23 protein-coding genes and 1 riboswitch are annotated in these 23,853 nt (G+C 71.1%); of the genes, 13 read left to right on the top strand and 10 right to left on the bottom strand.

What is annotated here, in order from left to right; genetic code table 11:
* Positions 1-22: 22 nt before the first annotated feature.
* Positions 23-2,221 (bottom strand): RNA polymerase recycling motor ATPase HelR, encoded by a 2,199-nt coding sequence (gene helR / locus ACXJKD_RS20040; protein WP_457256827.1) that lies wholly within the window; start codon positions 2,219-2,221, stop codon positions 23-25.
* Positions 2,222-2,348: 127 nt separating this feature from the next.
* Entirely contained in the window at positions 2,349-2,996 is a 648-nt protein-coding gene (locus ACXJKD_RS20035) for a hemerythrin domain-containing protein (protein WP_457256766.1), read from the bottom strand.
* A gap of 142 nt (positions 2,997-3,138) precedes the next feature.
* Here ACXJKD_RS20035 and ACXJKD_RS20030 point away from each other — a divergent pair, with 142 nt between their 5' ends.
* On the top strand, positions 3,139-3,699 hold the full coding sequence (locus tag ACXJKD_RS20030) for a 1-acyl-sn-glycerol-3-phosphate acyltransferase (protein ID WP_457256764.1): 561 nt from the start codon (positions 3,139-3,141) through the stop codon (positions 3,697-3,699).
* Positions 3,700-3,745: 46 nt separating this feature from the next.
* On the top strand, positions 3,746-4,135 hold the full coding sequence (locus tag ACXJKD_RS20025; RefSeq protein ID WP_457256763.1) for a DUF2237 family protein: 390 nt from the start codon (positions 3,746-3,748) through the stop codon (positions 4,133-4,135).
* A gap of 6 nt (positions 4,136-4,141) precedes the next feature.
* On the opposite strand, the gene ACXJKD_RS20020 is transcribed toward ACXJKD_RS20025, so the two are convergent.
* Positions 4,142-4,537 (bottom strand): DUF1801 domain-containing protein, encoded by a 396-nt coding sequence (locus ACXJKD_RS20020; protein WP_457256762.1) that lies wholly within the window; start codon positions 4,535-4,537, stop codon positions 4,142-4,144.
* A 55-nt stretch (positions 4,538-4,592) separates the two neighbouring features.
* Positions 4,593-6,686: an ATP-binding protein gene (locus ACXJKD_RS20015; RefSeq protein WP_457256760.1), complete on the bottom strand. Its 2,094-nt coding sequence runs from the start codon at positions 6,684-6,686 to the stop codon at positions 4,593-4,595.
* Positions 6,687-6,918: 232 nt separating this feature from the next.
* Between ACXJKD_RS20015 and ACXJKD_RS20010 the strand changes: the two genes are divergently transcribed.
* The 8 genes from ACXJKD_RS20010 to ACXJKD_RS19975 all read left to right on the top strand — a co-directional run bounded on the left by ACXJKD_RS20010 (position 6,919) and on the right by ACXJKD_RS19975 (position 14,991).
* Positions 6,919-7,440 carry a SigE family RNA polymerase sigma factor gene (locus ACXJKD_RS20010; protein WP_457256758.1) on the top strand — a complete coding sequence of 174 codons (522 nt, stop codon included), beginning with the start codon at positions 6,919-6,921 and terminating at the stop codon, positions 7,438-7,440.
* Complete coding sequence (locus tag ACXJKD_RS20005) at positions 7,437-8,726, top strand: hypothetical protein (RefSeq protein ID WP_457256756.1); 1,290 nt, start codon at positions 7,437-7,439, stop codon at positions 8,724-8,726. The genes ACXJKD_RS20010 and ACXJKD_RS20005 overlap by 4 nt, the downstream gene beginning before the upstream one ends.
* A 70-nt stretch (positions 8,727-8,796) precedes the next feature.
* Complete coding sequence (locus ACXJKD_RS20000) at positions 8,797-9,336, top strand: (2Fe-2S)-binding protein (protein ID WP_457256754.1); 540 nt, start codon at positions 8,797-8,799, stop codon at positions 9,334-9,336.
* The gene (locus ACXJKD_RS19995) at positions 9,333-10,328 is read left to right on the top strand and encodes an FAD binding domain-containing protein (RefSeq protein ID WP_457256752.1); all 996 of its coding nucleotides are present in this window, start codon (positions 9,333-9,335) and stop codon (positions 10,326-10,328) included. Before ACXJKD_RS20000 ends, ACXJKD_RS19995 begins: the two co-directional genes overlap by 4 nt.
* Complete coding sequence (locus tag ACXJKD_RS19990) at positions 10,325-12,589, top strand: xanthine dehydrogenase family protein molybdopterin-binding subunit (protein WP_457256750.1); 2,265 nt, start codon at positions 10,325-10,327, stop codon at positions 12,587-12,589. Before ACXJKD_RS19995 ends, ACXJKD_RS19990 begins: the two co-directional genes overlap by 4 nt.
* Positions 12,590-12,658: 69 nt before the next feature.
* Entirely contained in the window at positions 12,659-13,450 is a 792-nt protein-coding gene (locus ACXJKD_RS19985) for an ABC transporter ATP-binding protein (RefSeq protein WP_457256748.1), read from the top strand.
* Complete coding sequence (locus ACXJKD_RS19980; RefSeq protein WP_457256746.1) at positions 13,447-14,208, top strand: ABC transporter permease; 762 nt, start codon at positions 13,447-13,449, stop codon at positions 14,206-14,208. The genes ACXJKD_RS19985 and ACXJKD_RS19980 overlap by 4 nt, the downstream gene beginning before the upstream one ends.
* Positions 14,209-14,226: 18 nt before the next feature.
* Entirely contained in the window at positions 14,227-14,991 is a 765-nt protein-coding gene (locus tag ACXJKD_RS19975; RefSeq protein ID WP_457256745.1) for a MerR family transcriptional regulator, read from the top strand.
* A 46-nt stretch (positions 14,992-15,037) separates the two neighbouring features.
* On the opposite strand, the gene ACXJKD_RS19970 is transcribed toward ACXJKD_RS19975, so the two are convergent.
* The 3 genes from ACXJKD_RS19970 to ACXJKD_RS19960 are packed head-to-tail and all read right to left on the bottom strand — an operon-like array spanning position 15,038 to position 16,627.
* Complete coding sequence (locus ACXJKD_RS19970) at positions 15,038-15,676, bottom strand: dihydrofolate reductase family protein (protein WP_457256743.1); 639 nt, start codon at positions 15,674-15,676, stop codon at positions 15,038-15,040.
* 11 nt (positions 15,677-15,687) lie between these two features.
* Positions 15,688-16,056 carry a TraR/DksA family transcriptional regulator gene (locus ACXJKD_RS19965; protein ID WP_457256742.1) on the bottom strand — a complete coding sequence of 123 codons (369 nt, stop codon included), beginning with the start codon at positions 16,054-16,056 and terminating at the stop codon, positions 15,688-15,690.
* A complete protein-coding gene (locus ACXJKD_RS19960; RefSeq protein WP_457256825.1) occupies positions 16,049-16,627 on the bottom strand; it encodes a dihydrofolate reductase family protein in 579 nt (192 codons plus the stop codon). Before ACXJKD_RS19960 ends, ACXJKD_RS19965 begins: the two co-directional genes overlap by 8 nt.
* A 158-nt stretch (positions 16,628-16,785) precedes the next feature.
* On the opposite strand from ACXJKD_RS19960, the gene ACXJKD_RS19955 reads away from it, so the two are divergent.
* On the top strand, positions 16,786-17,901 hold the full coding sequence (locus tag ACXJKD_RS19955) for a DNA glycosylase AlkZ-like family protein (protein ID WP_457256740.1): 1,116 nt from the start codon (positions 16,786-16,788) through the stop codon (positions 17,899-17,901).
* On the opposite strand, the gene ACXJKD_RS19950 is transcribed toward ACXJKD_RS19955, so the two are convergent.
* The 3 genes from ACXJKD_RS19950 to ACXJKD_RS19940 are packed head-to-tail and all read right to left on the bottom strand — an operon-like array spanning position 17,891 to position 19,993.
* Entirely contained in the window at positions 17,891-18,298 is a 408-nt protein-coding gene (locus ACXJKD_RS19950; RefSeq protein WP_457256738.1) for a nuclear transport factor 2 family protein, read from the bottom strand. The genes ACXJKD_RS19955 and ACXJKD_RS19950 overlap by 11 nt on opposite strands.
* A 4-nt stretch (positions 18,299-18,302) precedes the next feature.
* Positions 18,303-18,761: a methyltransferase family protein gene (locus ACXJKD_RS19945; protein ID WP_457256736.1), complete on the bottom strand. Its 459-nt coding sequence runs from the start codon at positions 18,759-18,761 to the stop codon at positions 18,303-18,305.
* Positions 18,762-18,811: 50 nt separating this feature from the next.
* Positions 18,812-19,993 carry a DUF4185 domain-containing protein gene (locus ACXJKD_RS19940; RefSeq protein WP_457256735.1) on the bottom strand — a complete coding sequence of 394 codons (1,182 nt, stop codon included), beginning with the start codon at positions 19,991-19,993 and terminating at the stop codon, positions 18,812-18,814.
* A 67-nt stretch (positions 19,994-20,060) separates the two neighbouring features.
* Positions 20,061-20,312, top strand: a riboswitch (cobalamin riboswitch).
* A gap of 136 nt (positions 20,313-20,448) precedes the next feature.
* Here ACXJKD_RS19940 and ACXJKD_RS19935 point away from each other — a divergent pair.
* Entirely contained in the window at positions 20,449-22,908 is a 2,460-nt protein-coding gene (locus tag ACXJKD_RS19935; protein ID WP_457256733.1) for a ribonucleoside-diphosphate reductase subunit alpha, read from the top strand.
* Complete coding sequence (locus ACXJKD_RS19930) at positions 22,905-23,852, top strand: ribonucleotide-diphosphate reductase subunit beta (RefSeq protein ID WP_457256732.1); 948 nt, start codon at positions 22,905-22,907, stop codon at positions 23,850-23,852. The genes ACXJKD_RS19935 and ACXJKD_RS19930 overlap by 4 nt, the downstream gene beginning before the upstream one ends.
* Position 23,853: the final 1 nt, after the last annotated feature.

Here is a 23,853-nt window from a genome sequence, read left to right as displayed (position 1 = left end):
CGGGACGCTGCTGCGTCGGTGGTCAGCCGGTGAGGAGCACCAGCTGCTGGGTGGCGCGGGTCATCGCGACGTAGCGGTCGACCGCGCCCTCGATCCCGTCGCCGAAGGCCTCGGGGCGGACGAGCACCACGAGGTCGAACTCCAGGCCCTTGGCGAGCTCGGGGGTGAGCGACCGGACCCGGCCGCTCGCCTCGAAGCTCGGGTCGCCGATGACGCAGGCGACCCCTTCGGGGTGGGCCGCGAGCCACGTGTCGAGCACCGACCGGAGGTCTGCGGTCGAGCCGTGGACGACGGGAACCCCGTTGCTGCGGATGGACGTCGGCACGTTGGCGTCGGGGAGCGCGGCACGGATCACGGGTTCGGCCTCGGCCATGACCTCCTCCGGGGTGCGGTAGTTGATGCTGAGCGAGGACAGGCTGCTGCGGTCCAGCCCCACCCGCTCGAGCCGCTCCTGCCACGACTCGGTGAACCCATGCCGCGCCTGCGCCCGGTCACCCACGATCGTGAAGCTGCGCGACGGGCACCGGGCCAACAGCATCTGCCACTCGGCATCGGTCAGCTCCTGTGCCTCGTCGACGACGATGTGCGCGAACGGCCCGGCGAGCAGGTCCTGGTCGTCGACCTGGAGTGCACCCTCGTCGACCCAGCGGTCCTTGAGGTCCTGCCCCTTGAGCATCGACATGACCTTCATCTCGGAGTCGTCGGTCGCGATGAGGTGCTCCACCACCTGGGCCATCTGCTCGCGCTCGGCCGCGACCGCTGCCTCGTGCCGGCGCCGACGGCGAGACGCCTCAGGATCGCCGAGCCGCGCCCGCGCGGCGTCGAGCAGGGGCAGGTCCGACACCGTCCAGGCCGTGGCGTCGTTGCGCTGCAACGACTTCACCTCCTCCGGGCTCAGCCAGGGGCCGCACATCCGCAGGTAGGCCGGCACCGACCAGAGGTCCCCGACGAGGTCGGTCGCCTCGACGAAGGGCCACGCGCGGTTGAGCGCATCCTGCAGCTCGCGGTCCTGCTGGAGCGACCGGCGCAGGAGCTGGCTGGGGACGTCCTTGTCGTGCTGGTCGACGATGATCGCCACCAGCTCCTCCCAGACCTGCTCGCGCGCCTCGTTGTGCGGGGTCCCGGGGTCTGGGGCAGCGAACGCCGTCGCCCAGTCATCGGGGGTGAGCCGCACGTCGTCCCAGGGCGTCGTGACCGTCATCGCCACGCTCGGTGGTTCCTCGTAGAACCGCACGGCCTGGTCGACGGCGCGCACGAGGTCGGCGGAGGACTTGAGGCGGGCCACCTCGGGGTCCGTCTCAGCCTTCGCGGTGGCGCCCTCCGGCAGGAGGTCGCGCACGGTGCAGGTCTGGACGCCCTCCTCGCCCAGGCTGGGCAGCACGTCCGAGACATAGGCCAGGTAGGGCTGGTGCGGGCCGACGAAGAGCACCCCACCGCGGCGGTGACCCAGCCTCGGGTCCGCATAGAGCAGGTATGCCGCGCGGTGCAGTGCCACCACCGTCTTGCCCGTACCGGGCCCACCGTCCACCACGAGGGCACCGCGGGAGCTCGCCCGGATGATGGAGTCCTGGTCGGCCTGGATCGTGCCGAGGACATCGCGCATCCGCGCCGAGCGGTTGCTGCCCAGGCTGGCGATGAACGCCGACTGGTCGTCGAGGGCCGCGGCGTGACCCGTGAAGCCGTCTGCGGTGAAGACCTCGTCCCAGTAGTCGTTCACGCGGCCGCGGGACCAGCGGTAGCGGCGCCGGAAGGTCAAGCCCATCGGGTTCGCGTGGGTCGCTGCGAAGAAGGGCTCGGCCGCGGGGGAACGCCAGTCGACCAACAGCTGGCGGCCGGTGCGGTCGGTGAGCCCGAGCCGGCCGACGTAGACCGGCTCGCCTCCGTCGGTGGCAGCCGGGTCCTCGGGCACCATGTGCCCGAGGCACAGGTCGAGGCCGAAGCGGTGCAGGGCGCGCAGCCGCGCGGTCAGCCGGTGCACCTCGAGGTCGCGTTCCAGCACCTCCTGCCCGGCCCTCGCCGGTGCCGTGCGCTCGGCGTCCAGGCGCTCGGTCAGCTCGGCGATGGTCTCGTCGAGGCTCTGCTGGATGGCCCGGAAGTGCTCGTCGTCGCGGGCGATGAGACCTCGGTCTGCCTTCGCCGACAGGCGGTCCGGCAGGTCGAACGCACCTGACCCGTTCGCCTCGGAACCCCGAACCCCCACGTCGCTGTCGACCTCGTGCATGCGGTGGCTGCCCCCTTCATTCGTCCTGGTCACGAGGGACGATTCTGAGGCAGGAGTGGGGCCTTGCCGCAAGGCTCCCTGTGCGCTATACGTTGGAGAGGGAGGAAGGGTGGACTTCCCGCAGCACCTATCGGCGCGGAGGGGTCGCCGACCAGATGGGTGCGATCTCCTTGCGGTAGCCACGCCCGAAGATCCCGCCGATGACCGACAGGACCGGTGCCGGCACGCTTGCAGTGACGCCTGCCCGCTCCTGGGGTGACGCGCCGTCGAGGACCCACGAGAAGAACCGTCCGCCGCGGGCCAGGCCGGTCTTCCCGAACGCCCTCCCCATGGCCTTGATCTCGGGGGTGTCCTTCTTGGCCTGGTAGACCGGCTCCAGCTCGGCCTCCTCGTGGTCGAGGTGCCTCACGGTCACCATGCGCAGGGTCTCGAAGCAGGCCTTCGCCGCCGCGGCCTGCGCGGCGCCCGGGTCACGCAGCAGGCCGGCCATGGCGACGCGGGTCTCGGCGAGCGCGGCAGCCATGGTCTCGTGCTCGGCGTCCATGGCGTCGAGCAGCTCGGTGCTCACTCCCACCGCGTGCAGAGCGGGCCAGGCGATCTCGTGCTCACCCTCGTGGTGATAGGTGAGCTGGTCGTCGAAGTTCGCCCAGGCCGTGGCCAGCTGTGCTGCCCTGGCGCGGTCGCCGGGCTGGAACGTCTCGAGCGCGGCGATGAAGCGGTCGAGGTCGCGCCGGAAGGCGCCGTGGATGGCCTTGTTCATGCTCATCTCTCCCATGGCAGGACTGTAGGGCCGCGGACCCGATCCGGGAACCGCCATCAGGGGCCGGGTAGCCTTCACCCACCGATCCGTACGTCCTGCGCGGCCGGCACTGTGCGCCACCGCCCCGGGAGGGCAGTGGCCCCACCGAGAGGCACTGATGAGGAGTCGACTCGCCAGCCTCGTGCTGCGGGCCAGCCGCTGGACTGCCGTCGGGGAGGTGCCCCGGACCGGCGTCCTCGTTGGCGCGCCGCACACCTCGAACTGGGACTTCGTGATGATGCTGCTCATCATGTGGCGCGGTGGCGTGACGCCCCGGGTGCTGATCAAGAAGGAGCTGTTCAAGGGTCCGCTGCGTTGGCTGCTGCCACGGCTCGGTGGCCTCCCACTCGACCGGGACAACCCCGGTGCCGTGGTGCGCGAGCTCGTGCGGGAGGCGCGCAGCGGTGAGCCCTTCCTGCTGATCCTCGCGGCGGAGGGCACCCGCAAGAAGGGCGAGTACTGGAAGTCCGGCTTCTGGCGCATCGCGCGGACCGCCAAGCTCCCGATCGCCCTGGCCTTCATCGACGGGCCTACTCGCACAGCCGGATTCGGTCCGACCATCACCGCCACGGCTGACGTCGTGGCCGACATGGACAAGGTCCGCGAGTTCTACCGCGACAAGCGCGGGATCCACCCCGAGCTGCGCACGGAGCCGCGTCTGCGCGAAGAGTCGCGCTAGGGCAGACTGCCCTGAGGCAGCCCTCGACGAGGCCGGAGGAGACATCGTGGCGGAGCGCAACGTCCTGGGTGGCGAGCTGGAGGAGTGCGGCACGAGCCCGCTGACCGGCTTCTACCGCGACGGCTGCTGCACCTCCGGCCCGGAGGACCTGGGCAGCCACACGATCTGTGCCGTGGTCACGAGCGAGTTCCTCGAGCACCAGCGCGGCATCGGCAACGACCTCTCGACCCCGATGCCGGAGTACGGCTTCCCCGGCCTCGTGCCGGGCGACCGCTGGTGCGTCACCGCGCTGAACTGGGCCCGCGCCCACCGCGACGGGGCCGCAGCGCACGTCGTGCTCGCGGCCACCAACGAGGCGGTCCTGCGGGTCGTTCCTCTCCAGGCGCTCCAACAGCACGCCGTGGACGTGCCGCCGGACCTCAGCTCACTGACCTGAGCAGGCTCAGCCGTCCTTGATCCGGCGCCAGCCGCCGGCCCGGTTGTTGGCCACGATCTGGCGCAGGAACTCCAGGAGTGCCGGCTCGTCGACGGGGTCGCCCTCCCAGAACGCGATCGTCCGGGCTGTCGTGTTGTCGTGCCCGCCGGTCACGAGACCGTGTGGGTCGGGCACGATCGCGCCGTCGTAGACAAACAGGTTGACGTGGTCCTTCGTGGCCAGCAGCGCACACACGTTGCCGTCCAACACGAAGTAGGGCTGCACCCGGCGCTTGACGACCTCGCGCACCCCGGGATCCGCGGCGTGGACGAGGTCGCGCAAGCGCTGGCACAGCTCGCGCTGCCAGTGCGGCAGCGGGTCGAGGTAGGCGTCGACGCCCGGGTCCCGCTGGTAGGTGTCCATGGGAGGTAGACCGGCGCGCGGGCGGCGACTCATCGGCATACCCGGCTGCCTGTGGTCAGCGCAGCGGTGCGCTCGGGGCGAAGGCCGGGGCGAGCGGGAAGAGCACGGTGAAGGTGGAGCCCTGCCCCAGCAGGGACTCCACCTCGATCGAGCCCTCGTGCCCCTCGACGATCGCCTGCACGATGGACAGCCCGAGACCGGTGCCCTGCACCGCGCGCTCGGTCGCGTCGGTCGACCTGAAGAAGCGGCGGAAGACCTGTCGCTGGTCCTCCTCGGAGATCCCGTAGCCGCTGTCGCTCACCACCAGTCGAGCCTTGCCGACGCCCCTGGCGTCCCGCACCGTGTCGAGGGTCAGCGTCACGATGCCGCCGTCGGGCGTGAACTTCACCGCGTTGGACAACAGGTTCAGGACGACCCGCTCGATGGCGGTGTCGTCGCCGTCCACGGTGACCGGTCGGGTCACGATCTCGTGGCGGAGGTGGAGTGAGCGCCGCTGGGTGAGGGGGCCGGTGGCCTCCCAGGCATGGTCGACGATGGCTGCGAGGTCGCAGGGTCGACGGGCCAGGTTGAGCTGGCCGGACTCGATCCGTGAGTTGAGCAGCAGGTCCTCGATCAGGCCCAACAGCCGTCGCCCGTTGCGGTCGATCCGGGACACCAGGTCGAGCTGCTTGGTCGTCATCTCGCCGACCGCCCCGTCCTCGAGCATCTCCGTGTAGCCGAGCACACTGGCCAGCGGGGTTCGGAACTCGTGGCTGACCGAGGAGAGGAAGTCGGTCTTGGTCTGGTCGAGGGCGGTGAGCTCCTCGACAGCGTTTCGCTCGCGTTGCAGCGCCAGCTGGACCGCTTCCGAGGCGACCCGGCGCTCGGTGACGTCCTCGGCGACGCCGATGTAGCCGATCACCGAGCCATCCTGGTCGACGATGGGGCTGATCGTGAGGTCGACCACGATCCGTTTCTGGTCACGGGTCACCCAGGTCCAGTCGCGCGTCTCGGTGCGGCCGGCCTGGTCGAGCCCGTGGACCAGCACCTGCGGGCCCGGTGCCAGGCCGAGCTCCGCCGCCCGGGCCGCCACCTCCGCCGGCTCGTGCAGCTCCACCCAGTTGAGCGAGCCGACGACGTCCTCGGACTGGTAGCCCAGCAGGTTGCTGGCACCGCGGTTGAAGAGGGTGATGGTGCCTGAGCCGTCGGTGCCGATGATCGCGGTGGCCGCTGCCGAGTTGAGGACCGTCTGCGTGAAGGTCGCCTCGCTGAACAGGTCGGCCAAGGCGTCGCGGCGCTGGGTCGAGGCCACGGCCAGCGCCAGACCCGTCACCGCCGCGGTCACGAGGAAGGCCTGGGTCAGCGCCCCGACCGTCTCAGGGGCCACCGCACCGGACTTCCCGGCAACGGCGAACGGCCCATAGCCCGAACTGGTGAGCAGGACGACGATCACCCCGAGCACGGCCAGCTGGGTCGCGAGGGCTCGTAGGTCCAACCGCGTCGCGCCCCAGACGAGGACGGGCAGGGGGAGGAATGCCAGGGGGAGTCCGTTGGTCGAGGCGAAGACCCACAGGGTGACCGCGAGCAGGACGATGCCTTGGAGGGCGTCCTCCAGGCGCCACGGGATCGTGGCCTTCGTGGAGACGGCGACCCCCAACGGCGCGAGGGTGAGCACAGCGGCCGCGTGGGAGGCGGTCACGGCGTAGGCGGTCGGGAAGAACGTGCGGTCGAGGGTGTAGGTGACGGTGAGGCCGGCCAGCACCCCGAAGACGACGGCTCCCGCGAGCGTGGCGAGCAGGAGCCGGCCGAGGTCCTCCAGGGAGGCCAGTCGCGGGCGGTGGCTGCCGCGCGTCATGGCCCACCAGACCACCGCGGCCTCCGCGGTGTTGGCGAACCCGAAACAGGTCGCCGCGAGCGGGGGCCTCCCGCCGTAGAGGTTCGCCAGGCCACTGGTCACCACCATCCCGACGAGCACGATGGCGGCTCGTCGGCGATTGGGTCCGGTGGCGAGCAGGAATGCGACCGCCAGCCCCGCAGCCGGCCACCAGACGGCCACCGACGACCCGGGTGGGGCGAACCTGACGGCCGTTGCGCCGAGGACGAAGACGCCGAGCAGCACGATGGCCGCGGCGACGTCCCACCGGCGCAGGACCGTCAGGAGGCGGGTCACCGCACTCCACCCGACCCGCGCCCGACCGCCTGCCCCGCCGCTGGCGGCAGGGGAGGGCGATCATCCGGGCAGGTGGGCATGGGTCATTCTTGCGCAGCAGGCACGGCGAGGTGGGGGACATCCGGTGTGACGCCCCGCGGGGAAACTCGCCCGGGGGTTCCACCCGGACCTCCCACATCGTCCGTCCTAGAGGGTGTGGAGTGGAGTGTGGGCGACAGGGAGGGGGGCGGGCGTGGAGCCGCGTGAGGACTTCGAGGCGTTCGCCCGAGCCCGCTGGGTGCCACTGCTGCGCACCGCGACCCTGCTGACCGGCGACGCGCACGCAGCCGAGGACCTCGTCCAGGAGACGCTGGCGCGCGCGGCCCAACGGTGGTCAGTCGTCTCGTCAGCGGGCTCACCGGAGGCCTACGTCCGCCGCATCCTCTACACCCGCTCGGTCGACGCCTGGAGGTGGCGCCGGCACCAGCCCGACCCGGTCGAGGTGACCGAACGGCTCGGCTCCCGGAGCCGAGACCACGAGGTCGACGCCGACGCGCGACTCACCCTGGCCGACGCGCTCGCCCGGCTCACCCCCAAGCAGCGGGCCGTCCTCGTGCTCCGGTTCTACGAGGACCGCACCGAGGTGGAGGCCGCCGAGGCGCTCGGCTGCTCGGTCAACACGGTCAAGTCCCAGACGAGGCACGCCCTCGCGCGCCTCCGGGCCCTCGCCCCGGAGCTCGCACCCACCTTTGGCAGGACGGAGGTCCGTCGATGACCAGCTCACCACTCGGGTCGGCGCTGGACGGCCTGGTCAAGGACGTCCGGCCGTCCGCGGGACCACCCGTCGAGGCGCTGTGGGCACAGGGTGCGCGGCGTCGGGCCCGCACGCGGCTCGGAGGTGGCGCGGCCGCGCTGCTGGCGCTCGCCCTCGTGGCCTTCGTCAGCTGGCCGAGCCTCTCCCAGCCCGCGCCGCCGACCACCCCGCAGCCGGCCCAGACCGTCGCACCCGACACCTACCCGTCGGTGCTCGCGCACCCCTACTTCGCCGCCGACGCCCTCACCGCCCACCGGGCCATGACCGTGGCGGTCCTCGACGGCAGCACGGTGTACACGATCGACTCCAAGGGGACGGCGTGGAAGCTGCCGGGGTCGTGGAACCAGCGCTCGTATGCCGCGTTGTCACCGAACGGGCGCTGGCTCGTCGACGGTCGGCGCGTCTACGACCTCGTGAAGGGCACCAGTGCGAGCGTGGTCCAGCCGGGCGCACCTGACGACACCCAGCTCTGGGCGGCCTGGGCGCCGGACTCGGCCCACTACGCGCGGGCCTACGAGCCGTCCAGCGACGTCGTCGTCTCGACCCCGGACGGCACCCAGCTCACGATCCCGGGCGCGTCGGCCCTGGAGCAGGTGACCCGGGGCAGCATGGTGATGGGTGGCTGGCTCGACGACCGCACCCTCATGGTGGCCTACGGCTCGCAGTCGGAGGCGGCGATGGAGATCCAGACGTGGTCTATCGGGGACGACTCCTGGCGCGCCCGGGGACAGCTCACCTATCCCGAGACCCTCAACCTGACCTCCACTGTCGCTGCGGTGTCTCCGGACGGCCGCACGGTCGCGATGTCAGCCTCGGACACCTCCCGCATCGACGACTCCGCCCTGGTGACGTGGGATCTCGCGGGTCTGTTGAGCTCCGGGCAGCCCACCCCGGCGCGCATCGTGCTGTTGCACTCGCGCTACTCCGTCGACGGCATCACGTGGCGTGGGGGCACCCCGTTGGTGACCGTCAGCGGCCACACCGGCCCGGTGGCCGGGCCGCCCCTGGTCGGGAGCACGGCTGGTTTCGCAGGCCAGATGTCGTGGCGGCAGGACGCCTTCGCGGGCTCGCCCTACTGGAACTCGGCCGCGGTCTGGAGGGCGCGGTTGGTGGTCTGGACGACGATCCCCCTGGCCCTCTTCGGGGTGTGGCTCCTCTGGCGGGCAGGACTGTGGGTCGCTCGTCGCCTCGGCATCATCGACGGGCCGCTCCCGCTGCGGTTCGACCTCGCCTGGTGGCGGCGCTGAGGACGCCGTCGCAGACCTCGCGACACTTTCCGGCGCTGGACTAGTCTCCGGACTGAGGAAGGGAGACGCCGTGACCGTGCGGTCCAGCACCACCCCCGAAGTCCGTTTCACGCTCAACGGCGCGCCGACCGAGGTGGCCGTGGAGGCCGGGGTGAGCCTCCTCGACCTGCTGCGCGAGCGACTCGACCTGACCGGCACCAAGAAGGGCTGCAACCAGGGGGCGTGCGGCGTCTGCACGGTCCTCGTCGACGGGCGGCGCGTGCTGGGGTGCCTCACGCTGGTGGCGCAGCTGGAGGGTCGCGAGGTGACCACGATCGAGGGCGTCGGCACCCCGGAGCAGCCGCACGACCTCCAGCGGGCCTTCATCGGGGCCGACGGGTTCCAGTGCGGCTACTGCACCTCGGGCCAGATCTGCTCGGCCCTGGGGATGCTGCGCGAGCTCGATGACGGAGTGCCCAGCGCAGTCGCCGAACACGTTGCAGCGCAACCCGACTCGAGTGAGCTCGAGGTGCGCGAACGGATGAGCGGCAACCTGTGCCGGTGTGGGGCCTACAACGGCATCGTGGACGCCATCACCGCCTACGCCGACGCCGTGGGTGGTCACCGATGAGGCCGGTCTCGTATGCCGTGCCCGCCAGTGTCGACGAGGCCCTGGCGGCCATCGTCGACCTGCCCGGCGCGAAGTTCCTCGGCGGGGGGACCAACCTGGTCGACCTGATGCGCGAGGGCATCGAGGCGCCGGACGTCCTCGTCGACGTGACCCGGTTGCCGCTGGGGGAGATCACCGAGACCGCCGACGGTGGACTGCGCATCGGAGCCGGCGTGCGCAACACCGACCTGGCCGCGCACCCCTTGGTGCGCGAGCGCTACCCGGTCGTGGCCCAGGCAGTCGTCATGGGCGCCTCGGGCCAGATCCGCAACATGGCGACGGTGGGGGGCAACCTGCTGCAGCGCACGCGGTGCCTCTACTTCTACGACCAGGCTGCCGCGTGCAACAAGCGGGAGAGGGGCGCTGGCTGCGACGCCGCCTCGGGCCACAACCGGATGGGTGCCATCCTCGGGGCCAGCGAGCACTGCGTGGCGGTGCATCCTTCGGACCTGGCGGTGGCGCTGGTCCTGGTCGACGCCGAGGTCGAGGTGGTGAGTCGCACCGGCACCCGGACGATCGCCGTCGGTGACTTCCACCGACTGCCGGGCGAGACCCCCGACATCGAGACGACGCTGGCCACGGACGAGCTCGTCACTGCCGTGATCCTGCCCGCGGAGCCGCTGGCCGTCCGGTCGCGCTACCGCAAGGTGCGGGACCGTGCCTCCTACGCCTTCGCCCTCGTGTCGGTCGCTGCCGCCCTGGACGTCCGCGACGGCTCGGTCGCCCAGGTGCGGGTCGCGATGGGTGGCGTCGCCCATCGACCCTGGCGAGCCACCACGCTCGAACAGGAGCTGACCGGTCGGCCCGCCACCGATGCGGAGTTCGAGCGCGCAGCCCGGGCCGAGCTGGCGCACGCGGTGGGAGGGCCCGACACGGAGTTCAAGATCGGGCTGGCCGTCCGCACCATCACGGCGACGCTGCGCCGGCTGCGTGACGAAGGTGGTGCGGCATGACCATCGCGCCGGAGCGCACCACCACGACGACCGCACCCCCTGCTGCGGCACCTCCCGGTGCGCCCGGCCCCGCCATCGGTCGAGCGGTCGACCGCGTCGACGGGCTGGCGAAAGCAACTGGCACGGCACGCTTCTCGGCCGAGTACCCGATCCCCGGGATCACCCATGCCGTCCTGGTCCACGCGCCGATCGCCCGGGGCCGCATCACCTCGATGGACACGACGGTCGCCGAGGCGCACCCGGGGGTGGTGCTCGTCCTGACCCACCACAATGCCCCGCGGCTCACGCCACCACCCGCCCGGATGAACCCGATGGACCTGTCGACGATGGCTGCCGGCAGCACGATCCCGTTCCTCAACACCGACGAGGTGCACGTCGACGGACAGCCCGTCGCGGCCGTCGTGGCCGAGACCCTCGAGGCGGCCCAGTACGCCGCCTCGCTGGTCCGGGTCGAGTACCTCGAGGTCACGCCGACCGGCGACTTCGACGCCGAGCTCGGCAGCTCCACGCCGGTCCGCTCGATGCCCGTCATGCCGCCGACGGGAGGCAAGCGCGGTGACGCGCGGGCGGCATACGGGAGGACGCCGGTGAAGGTGGACCTGGCCTTCACCACCCCGCAGCACAACCACAACGCCCTCGAGCCCCACGCGACGACGGCCGAGTGGGACGGTGACCGCCTCACCGTCTACGAAGGCTGCCAGAACATCGACTGGACCCAGAAGTACCTGGCCAAGCGGTTCGGGATCCCGTCCGGTGACGTGCACGTCGTGGCGAAGTTCGTCGGCGGTGGCTTCGGCGGCAAGTCGAAGGTGTGGGCGGCGACGCTCATCGCGTGCATGGCGGCCAAGGTCGCCCAGCGGCCGGTGCGGCTGGCCCTCACCCGCGAAGGCGTCTACCGCACGGTCGGGGGCCGCACCCCGACCCGACAGCGGGTGGCGATCGGCGCCTCGGCCGCGGGCCACATGGAGGCCCTGATCCACGAGGTCACGTCCCGCAAGGGCCGGGTGGGTGGCGAGGCCGACCAGATCGTGGCCTGCAGCCTCGACCTCTACGACGCGGCCACGATCCTGGCCGAGCAGCGGATCGTCGAGCTCGACCTCATGCCCAACACCGCGATGCGCGCGCCGGGGGAGGCCCAGGGCAGCTTCGCCGTGGAGTCCGCCGTGGACGAGCTGGCCGTCGAGCTCGGCGTGGACCCGGTGGACCTGCGGCTGCGCAACCAGCCGGGGGAGCGCAGCCCGGTGCACGGCACGCGCTACTCGCACCGCCGGCTCGCGCAGACGCTCGAACGCGGACGCGACCTGTTCGGCTGGGCCGACCGCCCCGCCCCCGGCACGCGGGACGGCAAGGACCTCGTCGGGTGGGGTGTCGCCGCAGCCATCCACCCATCCTGGGAGTTCGTCGCGAACGTCCAGCTGACCGTCGACGCGACCGGTGGCGTCACCCTGTCCTGCGCGTTCCACGAGATGGGGATGGGCACGGCGACGGTGGTCGGCCAGATGGTCGCCGACTGCCTCGACGTGCCCCTCGAGCGCGTGACGGCCGTCTACGGAGACTCCGACCTGCCGATGGGTCCCGGCGCAGGTGGCTCCGGACAGACCGCGAGCCTGGCCTCTTCGATCGAGCGCGCCTGCCGCGCGATGCGCAAGCGCCTCGACGCGCTGGCCGACCGTGCGGGTATGCCGGATGGTTCAGACCCCGGGGAGGTCCTGACCCGCGCGGGCGAGGGGTCGCTGACGGTCGAGGTCGGGGCCGACAGCGGACCGCGGGCCGCGTGGGGACAGGTGCGGTTCCTGTCCAAGCTGGTGGTCGACAGCAGGCGGTGGATGAAGGCGGCCACCGGCGCGCACTTCTGCGAGGTCAGGGTCGACGCCGACACCGGTGAGCTCCGGGTCACCCGGTGGACCAGCGTCTTTGACGTCGGCCGGGTGGTGAACCCCAAGACGACCCACAGCCAGCTGCGCGGCGGCATCGTCATGGGTCTGGGTCTCGCGATGGGGGAGGAGACCCTGATCGACACCCGCAGCGCGCGGATCATGAACCCCAGCCTGGCCGAGTACCACGTGCCGGTGCAGGCCGACGTGCCCCACCTCGACGTCCACACCCTCGACGACCCCGACCCGCAGATGCCGCTGGGCATCCTCGGAGCCGGTGAGGTGGGCATCGTCGGGGTCGGCGCCGCGGTGGCCAACGCCGTGCGGCACGCCACCGGTCGACGGGTCACCGACCTGCCGCTCACGCTCGACCGCATCGTCGGCTGAGCGGCCTCCTCGCACGCTCCCGACCCCGGGCTTGACCTTGACGCAGGGTCAGGGTTGCACCCTTGCGTCATGACCACACCATCACCCATCATCGAGATCGTCGGGCTCACCAAGTCCTACGCCGACCACGAGGTGCTCAAGGGCGTCGACCTGACCGTCCCCGAGGGTGCCGTCCACGCCCTGCTCGGCTCGAACGGAGCCGGCAAGACCACCGTCGTGCGGATCCTGTCCACGCTGGTGAAGGCCGACGACGGCACGGCTGTCGTCAACGGACACGACGTCGCCACCTCCCCGCAGCTGGTGCGCCAGTCGATCAGCCTCACGGGGCAGTTCGCGGCCGTCGACGAGGTCCTCACCGGACGCGAGAACCTCGTGCTCGTCGCCCAGCTGCGCCGCCTGCGTGAAGCCGGCGCGATCGCCGACGACCTGCTCGCACGGTTCGACCTGACTGAGGCGGGTGGACGCCGAGCGGGCACCTACTCCGGTGGCATGCGCCGCCGCCTGGACATCGCGATGAGCCTGATCGGCAACCCGGCGGTGCTCTTCCTCGACGAGCCGACCACCGGGCTGGACCCGCAGTCGCGGCTCGAGGTCTGGGCCACAATCCGGGAGCTCGCCCGACAGGGCACCACGGTGCTCCTCACGACGCAGTACCTCGACGAGGCCGAGCAGCTGGCCGACCGGATCGCGATCCTGCACGAGGGCCGGATCATCGTCGACGGCACCCTGGGTGAGCTCAAGCAGCTCTTCCCGCCGGCCCAGGTCGAGTACGTCGAGAAGCAGCCCTCGCTCGAGGACATCTTCCTCGCCATCGTCGGCCACGACGCCGCCACCGCCCACCTTGCAAAGGACGCCCGATGACCACCGACCTCATCCACGACACCACCGTCCTGCTGAAGCGCTCGCTCCGGCACATCCTGCGCAGCCCCGACACCATCATCACCACGGCGGTCACCCCGATCGCCATGCTGCTGCTGTTCGTCTACGTCTTCGGCAGCGCGATCGACGTCGGCGGCGCCAGCTACGTCAACTACCTGCTCCCGGGCATCCTGCTCATCACGGTCGCGTCGGGCATCGCCTACACGGCGTTCCGGCTGTTCACCGACGTCTCGGGCGGCATCTTCGAGCGCTTCCAGTCCATGCCGATCACCCGGTCGGCGCTGCTGTGGAGCCACGTGCTGACCTCGGTCGTCGCCAACCTGACGTCGCTCGTGCTCGTCGTCCTGGTCGCCCTGGTGATGGGATTCCGTTCCGGTGCAGGGGTGCTCGCCTGGCTGGCCGTCCTCGGGATCCTGGTCCTGTTCACGCTCGCCCTGACCTGGCTCGCCGTGATCCCCGGCCTCACGGCGAAGTCGGTGGACGGCGTGAGCGGCTTCTCCTACCCGCTGATCTTCCTGCCGTTCATCAGCTCGGCCTTCGTGCCCACGGCCGGGATGCCCGGACCCGTGCGCTGGTTCGCGGAGCACCAGCCGGTCACCTCGATCGTCAACACCATCCGCGCGCTCTACGCCGAGCAGCCCCTCGGTGACGACGGGTGGCTGGCCCTGGCCTGGTGCCTCGGGTTGCTCCTCGTGGCCTACGCGCTGGCCATGCGCACCTACCGCACCAAGGTCGCGTGACGCGCGAGGATGGGTGCCATGCTCACGATCAGCCAGCTCGCGTCGTACGCCGGCGTGACCGTGCGCGCCGTCCGGCACTACCACGCCAAGGGGTTGCTGCCCGAGCCCGCGCGCGACGCGTCGGGGTATCGGCGCTATGACGCGGCCGCCGTCGTCGAGCTCGTGCGGATCCGTACGCTCGCCGACGCCGGGGTGCCGCTGGCCAGGGTGCAGGAGCTGCTGGTCGCCGGTGACGACGAGTTCGCGGCGGCGGTCGACGAGATCGACCGCCGGCTGCGCTCGGAGATCCGCCAACGCCAGCGCCATCGCGAGCGGATCGCCCAGCTCGCGGCCGGCGAGAGCCTCGCCCTGCCGCCCGAGGCGGTGGCCTACCTCGAGCGCCTCCGGGGCGTCGGCGTCCCCGAGGAGATGGTCGAGGCCGAGCGCGACGCGTGGATCCTCGTGGCCGCGCAGATCCCCGAGCGGATGGCGTTCTACATGGAGACGAAGGAGCGGCAGCTCGACGACCCCGCCGTGCGCGACCTCTACCGCGACCTGGCCGAGATCTCCCAGTGGTCAGCCGACGACCCGCGTCTCGACCAGGCGGCCGAGCGGCTGGCCGAGCAGTTCGAGCAGGTGCCCGACGACGCGTGGGACGAGGAGAAGCTGCCCGAGGACCTCGCGGACCTGCTCGACGGGGTCTTCCTCTCGTCCGTCCCCGGCGCGCGTCGCATGTTGGCCCGGCTCGAGCAGCTCGGGTGGACCGGGTGGACGAACATCCAGCGCATCGAACCGGCCCGCTGACGGTGCGGTATGCCGCGTGGCTGGACCACGCGGCATACCCCGCTCGTCAGGTGGTGGCCTTGCGGGTGAAGGTCAGGTGGGTCACGCCGCCGGGGGTGGAGACCGCCTCGACGTCGTAGGAGTCCTCGATGCCCTCCAGATCGTCCCAGATGCGCACACCGCGGCCGAGCAGGATCGGCACCTGCACGAGGTGCAGGTGGTCGACCAGCCCGGCGAGGACGAAGTCGCGGACCACGGTCGCGCCGCCGCCGATCCGGATGTCCTGGTCTCCGGCCGCCGCGCGAGCCTTGTCCAGCGCCTCGGCCGGGCTCGCGTCGAGGAAGTGGAACGTCGTGCCACCCTCCATCTCCATCGGGGGTTTCGCGTGGTGGGTCAGCACGAACGTGGGCGTGTGGAACGGCGGGTTGGGTCCCCACCAGCCCTTCCACTCCGGGTCGTCGTGCCAGCCGGGCGGCCCGAACTTGTTGGCGCCCATGATCTCCGCACCGATGCCGGGAGTGTGCCGCTCGGCGAAGGCGTTGTCGGCCCCGAGCGAACCCCCCTCCGCGTCCCCGAACCGGGTCGCGAACATCCACTCGTGCAGCCGTTGACCGGCGTGGCCGAAGGGCGCCTCGAGGGACTGTGGTTCGCCGGTGGCGAAACCGTCGAGCGAGATCGACAGGTTGTGGACGCGGGTGATGGACATCCGTGCTCTCCTCAGCTGATGGACTGGACGTGGGCGATGCAGGTGCGTGCGGTTGGCCTGGCCTCGAGCCGCGCGGCGGGTATGGGCTCTCCGCACACCTCGCAGAGACCGTAGCTCCCGTCGTGGAGGCGCACCATGGCCGCCTCGATGCCGGACAGGTGCTCGCGGGCCGCCTGGATGAGGGACGAGAGCTGGGATCGTTCGTAGGCGATGGTCTGGCCCTCGGGGTCGTGCTCGTCGTCGGCGTTGGAGTCGGCCGATGCGGCAAAGAGGGCTTCGAGATCGGTCGTCATGCTGGCCAGGCGGCTCTGCACCTCGTCGCGCTCCCGGCGCAGGCGGTCGGCCGCCGCGCGGGGGTCTGCGGACTCGTGGTCAGCCATGCAGCGTCGGACGGTAGACGAGCTCCTGGATGTCGTGGTCGAGGGTCCGGTGCTCGACGAGCTCCAGGTCGAAGTCGGCCGCACCCCCGAAGATCGGGCCCAGACCGGTCTGGCCGGTGATGACCGGAAACAGTGTCACCTGCACGAGGTCGACGAGGCCCGCCGCCAGGAGGGCCCGGTTCATCGCGAGGCTTCCGTGCGAGCGCAGGGGCACCGTCGACTCCTCCTTGAGGCGGGCGACCACGTCGAGCGCATCGCCCCTCGCGATCGTGGCGTCCGGCCAGTCCAGTGGCCCCTCGAGGGTGGACGACACCACCGTCGCGGGGAGGTTCACCATGCGGGTGACCCACGGGTCACGCACGTCGGAGTCCTCGGTGCTGGCCGACAGCATCTCCGTGAACGCGCGAAAGGTGGTGGCGCCGAACACCATGTGCTGGTCCTCGGTGTAGAGGTCGAGCCGGTGGCCGAGCAGCTCCGGACCCTGCTTGCCCCAGTAGCCGGTCCAGTCGCCGCTGGCGGCACCGAAGCCGTCCAGGCTGCTGAAGACGTCGAACGTGTAGGTGGCTGTCATGTCCTTCTCCCGGTCGAGGTGGTGGTCGGATGCGGTCAGGCACGGATACAGACCGACGACGGCTGCCGAACTCATCGTGGCCCATCTGCTCGCGACCCGCCCCGGGGCATCAGGGCATCAGGGAGCCTTCCGTCCGGAACTCGTGCGAGGCTCCGGTCATGAGCACGTCGACCGAGGTCTCGGTGTCCTGGGCGCAGGCGCTGGCCTGGCGGCTGGAGCGACACCTGCTCGACCCCGTGGGATCGGAGTCCGTCGCCGGGGTCGTCCGTCGGCTCGGCGCCGTGCCGTCGATGGACGAGTCGCTCGCCGAGCTCGCGGTGCGGACCCGCCGGACGACCTCCCGGCCCGGTGAGCTGGCGCAGGCCCTGGCAGCGGGGACGGTCATCAAGGTCTTCGCCTTCCGCGGTGCCGTCCACTACCTGTCGCCCGACGACGGCGGCGCGTACCTGGCGCTGCGAACGGCGGGCCGGCAGTGGGAGCTGCCCAGCTGGGTGGACTACTACCGCCTCGCGCCCGAGGCGTGGCCCGACTTCAGGGCGGCCGTGCGTGAGGCGCTGGGTGACGGGCCGCTGACCCTCGCCGAGCTGGGCGACACCGTGACCAGCCAGGCGGCATACCGGCATCTCAAACCGGTCTTCGACGAGGGTGCCGGCACCCTCATCAAGCCGCTCACCTGGCAGGGCGACATGGGCTTCGGCCCACCGCGCGACGGACGAGCCACCTTCCAGCGCCTGGACACGAACGCACGGTGGGCAGGCATCCCGGACCTCGAGGTCGCGGGCCCGGCGGCCATCACGGCCTACCTGCGCACCTATGGTCCGGCGACGGTCGAGCACGTGCAGTACTGGCTCGGCAGCGGCCTGAGTGCCGGACGCAGACGGCTGACCGGCTGGCTGGACGGCCTCGGCGACCGGCTCGTGCCGGTCGACGTCGACGGCACGGTGGCGCACGTCCTGCGCGAGGACGTCGACGCGCTGGAGGCGGCCCGGCCCACCGACGCCGTGCGGTTCCTGCCCGGCCACGACCAGTGGGTCCTCGGCCCGGGGACCAAGGACGAGCACGTGACACCGCCAGCGCGCCGCGACCTGATGACCCGCAAGGCCAACCCCGTCACCCGCGGAGGGGTCGTGTGTGGGACCTGGGCGCGACGGGGCGACGAGCTCACGGTCAGCTGGCTCGACGGGACGACGCGACCCGATGCGGCCCTCGAGGAGGAGGGCACCCGCCTCGCGGCCCTCCTGGGCCGTGAGCTGCCGGTGCGGGTCACGTCCTAGGCGGTCGGTAGAGCTCCTCGACCGCGGCCTCGATGTCGTCGCCGTCGACGTCCACCGGCTCGACGTAGAGGTGGCCCTCGGCGATCAGGCCGTCGCGGACGGCCACGACGACGACTCCCCGCATGGCGAAGCCGGAGCCGTCGAGGTGGTGCCCGCGCCAGTCGACCTCCGCCCACTCGGTCTCGCCATCGCCGCTGGAGGCCAGCAGCTCGGCGTGGAAGTCGGGGACCCCCTCGAAGACGGAGGTCCAGTTGGCCAGCACCTGGGCCCGCCCCCGGAACGCGCGGCCGGGGTGCGCCGGCGTGATGCTGACGTAGTCCTCGGCGAAGAGCGACGCGAAGCGGTCGGCGTCGTGGGCGTTCTGGGCCTCCGTGAGGCGCTCCATCATGCTCGTCATGGGCTCAGACCCATCGCCGCACGTGGGACCGGTAGGCGTCGTACTCCGCGCCGAACTTGCCCGCCAGGTAACGCTCCTCCGGGCGGATCGCCCCCCACCAGAGTGCGGCGACGCCGAACGGCACGAACACCAACGCCCAGAACGAGTGCGCGAGGAGCGCCCACCCGACGTCGAACGCGATGAGCCCCAGGTAGAGCGGGTTCCGGCTCAGCCGGAACGGCCCCGACTGGAGCACCAGGACGGTGGCGCCGCCGGGCAGGACCGCAGTGCGGTGCGTCGCCATGTGGGCCAGTGTCCACCCGTTCCAGAGCACGAACGCGACGACCAGCGCCCAACCGACCCACCGGACGGCCGAGCCGGTGATCGAGACGGGGTCGTCCGTGGCCGCGCTGAGGAAGAGCCCCGCAGCGAGCGGCAGCCCCAGGGCCACCGGTGGCCAGATCCGGAACGCGGGCGCATCCACGACCGCCATCGTCGTCCGCGGCCGTCGCGACGGCAAGGGCCGGCCGCAGGTCAGGGCCGGTCGATCTCCGCGAAGACCGGACGCCCCAGCGACGGGTCGGTGAGCAACCGGCTGAAGTCGGTGGTGTTGCGCGAGATCGAGATCAGGAGCTTGCCATCGGCCAAGGCGATGCCGGGGTGGGCCAGCGGCGCGTACTTGAGCTGCCCGGAGGGGTCCTGGAAGTCCGCCCGCGCGCCCCGCTGGGCGGCCCACGGGCCGACGGGGGAGTCGGACGACCAGGCGTAGACGGCGTTGCCCAGGTCGCCGTCTCGCTTGGAGACGATGACGAACCGGCCGTCGAGCACGTCCACCGACAAGGTCTGTGAGACACCTCCGCGGGCGGGCAGGACGACCGCCGCCCGTGCCTGTTCGCCCACCCAGGTCGTCCCGTCCCAGAACTGCCACGTCGCGCGGTCGCGCGCGTCGGCCAGAGGTGCGCGGGCGGCATACAGGGCACGTCCGAAGGAGTCCTTGCTGGGCAGGCGGGTGCCGTAGACGTAGAGCCAGCCACCCCGGACCGTCATGGCCGACCCCCAGTTGACCTGGTCGGCGGCGGTGCTGTCAGGGGTGATGTCGAGCTGCTGCCGCAGGGTGGGCGCACCCCCGGGGGTGACGTCGAAGAGGGTGGCGCTGCTCCCGAGGTAGGTGAAGTCGAGGCCGCCCGCCGCGCCCCGACGGATGCGGGCGGAGACGACGACGAGGACGTCGCCGTCGGGCCGCGACAGGGACACGACGGACATCGGCCAGTGCACGACCCCGTCGGAGCGGTCCGGGATCACCGGTCCCTGTCCGGTCGCCTCGACCTGTGACGTGCACAGGCCGCTGGTGACGAGCATGGAGTTGGCGACGATGCGGGGGCTGATGCCGTCGCCGCGCACGGTGTCGCCGAACACCCAGACGATCCGGTCGTCGGGCAGGCGTGCGCTGGCTCCGATGTCACCGGCCTGCCAGAGCGGGAGGTCCAGGCCCGCGACGATCCGGTTGAGCTGCGCGACCGTCACCACGGGCGGTTTCCCGGTCGAGGTCGCCCGCGCGCAGGTCGGCGTCAACCGGGGGTATGCCGCGCCGCCCGCGGTCGTGGCGCCGTCGCCGCCGGGCGTGGTGGAGCAGCCTGCGAGCACCGCCGTGAGCACCAGCCCGAGCACCAGCCCGAGCGCTGCGCCCCCGAGGAGGGGAGGGGTGGCGCGGGGCATGGCGGCAATCCTAGGGACGCGACACGCGGACCCAACATGTGGTGCCAAGGATTCGCACCACCACCCGCATATGGTGTCTCTTGCTGGTCCGGAGGCCGCGCAATCGGTCTCCGGGGCAAGAGGGAACTCGGTGCGAATCCGGGACTGCCCCGCAGCGGTAAGCGGAAACGACCGCCGTCATCAAGCACTGCTCGCACCACGCGGGTGGGAAGCGACGGCCAGTAGGAACCGCGTCGACGACCGAGCTCGCCAGGGCTCACCACGGTCGCCGAGGCGAAGGTCCGCGAGTCCGAAGACCTGCCAGCGACCGCACACGCCGTGTGCGGTGAGTCGTGGCCTCGAGGGCGGGTCACACGACATGCACAGTCGACTTGCACCCCGGTTCCCGGAGGCGGTGGCTGTGTCGTCGTCCCCTCCTCGACCCGCGGCACCGAATCGCTCGCGAGGAGAGAGCAGTGACCGACACGACCACCGAGGTCATCGAGGACCCGGCGACGGGACGACAGGCCGGACCCCTGGCCACCGAGTCCCAGGCGCCCCGCCGCGCCAGCATGGCCGTGCGCAAGCGCAACGGCGACAGCGAACCCGTCGACGTCATGAAGATCGTCCGGGCGGTGGAGCGCTGGTGCGACGACCTCACCGAGGTCGACCCGATGGCCATCGCCACCCGCACCATCAGCGGCCTCTACGACGGGGCCACGACCGCCGAGCTCGACCGGCTGTCGATCCAGACCGCTGCGGAGATGACGGCCGCAGAGCCCGAGTATTCGCGGCTGGCCGCCCGCCTCCTGTCGAACTACATCGACAAGGAGGTGCGCGGTCAGCAGATCGCGTCGTTCAGCCAGGCCGTGCGGCTCGGCCACCTCGAGGGGCTCATCGGTGACGAGACCGCTGCCTTCGTCGAGGCGAACGCCCGCAAGCTCGACCACGCGGTGGACGTGACCAACGACCGCCGGTTCGAGTACTTCGGGCTGCGCACCGTCTACGACCGCTACCTGCTGCGCCACCCCGACACCCGGATGGTCCTGGAGACGCCGCAGTACTTCATGCTGCGCGTCGCCTGCGGGCTGTCGCACACGCCCCAGGAGGCCATCGGGTTCTACCGGCTGATGGCGTCGCTGGCCTACCTGCCCAGCTCGCCGACCCTCTTCAACTCCGGCACCCGCCACACCCAGATGTCGTCGTGCTACCTCGTCGACTCCCCGCAGGACGAGCTCGAGTCGATCTACGACCGCTACGCGCAGGTCGCGAAGCTCTCGAAGTTCGCTGGTGGCATTGGCATCTCGTGGTCGCGGGTGCGGTCACGCGGGGCGCTCATCCGCGGCACGAACGGCCACTCCAACGGCATCGTCCCCTGGTTGCGCACCCTCGACTCGTCGGTGTCGGCGGTCAACCAGGGCGGTCGTCGCAAGGGTGCCGCGTGCGTCTACCTCGAGCCGTGGCACCCCGACATCGAGGAGTTCCTCGAGCTGCGCGACAACACCGGCGAGGACGCCCGGCGCACCCACAACCTCAACCTCGCCAACTGGGTGCCCGACGAGTTCATGCGTCGTGTCGAGGCCGACGAGCAGTGGAGCCTGATCGACCCGAACGAGGTGCCCGAGCTGCCAGACCTCTGGGGGCCGGCCTTCGAGGAGGCGTATGCCGCGGCGGAGCGCGACGGGCGCTTCGTGCGCCAGGTCAGCGCGCGGGAGCTCTACGGCAAGATGATGCGGACCCTGGCCCAGACGGGCAACGGCTGGATGACCTTCAAGGACGCCAGCAACCGCACCTGCAACCAGACCAGCGACGACCAGCGACCGGGAGCCCCGGTCGTGCACCTGTCGAACCTGTGTACCGAGATCATCGAGGTCTCCAGCAACGACGAGACTGCCGTCTGCAACCTCGGCTCGGTGAACCTCGCCCAGCACCTCACCCCAGGTCGCGACGCCGTCGACTGGGAGAAGCTGCGCGCGACGGTCCGTACCGCGGTCACCTACCTCGACCGCGTGATCGACATCAACTACTACCCGAGCGAGGAGTCCGCGGCGTCGAACCCGCGCTGGCGCCCGGTGGGGCTGGGCGTGATGGGGCTGCAGGACGTGATGTTCGCGCTGCGGCTGCCGTTCGACTCGCCCGAGGCGAAGGAGCTGTCCACGCGAATCGCCGAGGAGGTCTACCTCTCGGCCCTGGAGCGCTCCAGCCAGCTGGCCGCCGACCATGGCGCCCACCCGGCATACGAGCAGACGCGCGCGGCGCGCGGTGACCTGCAGCCCGACCTCTGGGACGTCACCCCGACCCAGACGGAGCGCTGGGAGCTGGTGCGGAAGGCCATCAAGGAGAACGGACTTCGCAACTCACTGCTCATCGCCATCGCGCCGACGGCCACCATCGCGTCGATCGCGGGCGCCTACGAGTGCATCGAGCCGCAGGTGTCCAACCTGTTCAAGCGCGAGACGCTGTCGGGAGAGTTCCTCCAGGTCAACACGGCGCTGGTCCGCGAGCTGAAGGCGCGGGCGCTGTGGACCCCCGAGGTGCGCGAGGCGATCAAGCGCAGCGACGGCTCGGTGCAGGGCATCGCCGAGATCCCCGAGGACGTGCGGGTGCTCTTCCGCACCGCGTGGGAGCTGCCCCAGAAGTCGCTCATCGAGCTCGCCGCGGCCCGCCAGCCCTACATCGACCAGAGCCAGTCGCTCAACCTGTTCCTCGCGTCGCCGACGATCGGGAAGCTCAGCTCGATGTACCTCTACGCGTGGAAGGCCGGGCTCAAGACGACCTACTACCTGAGGTCGCGCCCGGCGACCCGCATCCAGCAGGCCACCACCACCAGTGTGAGGGCCACCCCAGCGACCGCGCTGGTTCCCACCATCCTGACCGACGAGGCAGCGATCGCCTGCTCCCTCGAGAACCCCGAGACCTGTGAGGCTTGCGAATGACTGTCACCAGCACGACCGAGAAGATGCTGCTCGACCCGGGGATGAACCTCACCCTGCGGCCGATGCGCTACCCGCAGTTCTACGAGCGCTATCGCGACGCCATCAAGAACACCTGGACCGTCGAGGAGGTCGACCTGCACTCCGACCTCAAGGACCTGCAGCGACTCACGGCGGCCGAGCGACACCTGGTGGGGCGGCTCGTGGCGTTCTTCGCCACCGGCGACACCATCGTCGCCAACAACCTGGTGCTCAACCTCTACCAGCACATCAACTCTCCGGAGGGCCGGCTCTACCTGAGCCGTCAGCTGTTCGAGGAGGCCGTGCACGTGCAGTTCTACCTGACCCTGCTCGACACCTACGTGCCCGACGAGAAGGAGCGGCACGAGGCCTTCGCGGCGGTCGACAACATCCCGTCGATCAAGGACAAGGCCGACTTCTGCTTCCGGTGGATCGACTCGGTGTTCGACCTCGACTCGCTGGAGACCAAGGAGCACCGCCGGGCGTTCCTGCTCAACGTGATCTGCTTTGCGGCCTGCATCGAGGGGCTGTTCTTCTACGGCGCGTTCGCCTACGTCTACTTCCTCCGCTCGCGCGGCCTGCTCAACGGTCTCGCGAGCGGCACCAACTGGGTGTTCCGCGACGAGTCGATGCACATGGCCTTCGCGTTCGACGTGGTCGAGACCGTGCGCCGTGAGGAGCCGGACCTCTTCGACGACGAGCTCGCCGACCAGGTGCGGGCGATGATGCGTGACGCCGTCGACGCCGAGGCCCAGTTCGCGCAGGACCTGTTGGGCGGGGGAGTGGCGGGGCTCTCGACGACCGACATGCGCACCTACCTCGAGTCGGTGGCCGACCGCCGGCTGGAGCAGCTGGGGCTCGAGCCGGAGTACGGCTCCAAGAACCCGTTGGCGTTCATGGAGCTGCAGGACGTGGACTGGCGCTAAC

It is taken from the genome of Pedococcus sp. P5_B7, from assembly GCF_054049895.1.
The sequence above is the reverse complement of the archived record's forward strand: the minus strand, read 5'-3'. Positions and strand labels throughout refer to the sequence as shown.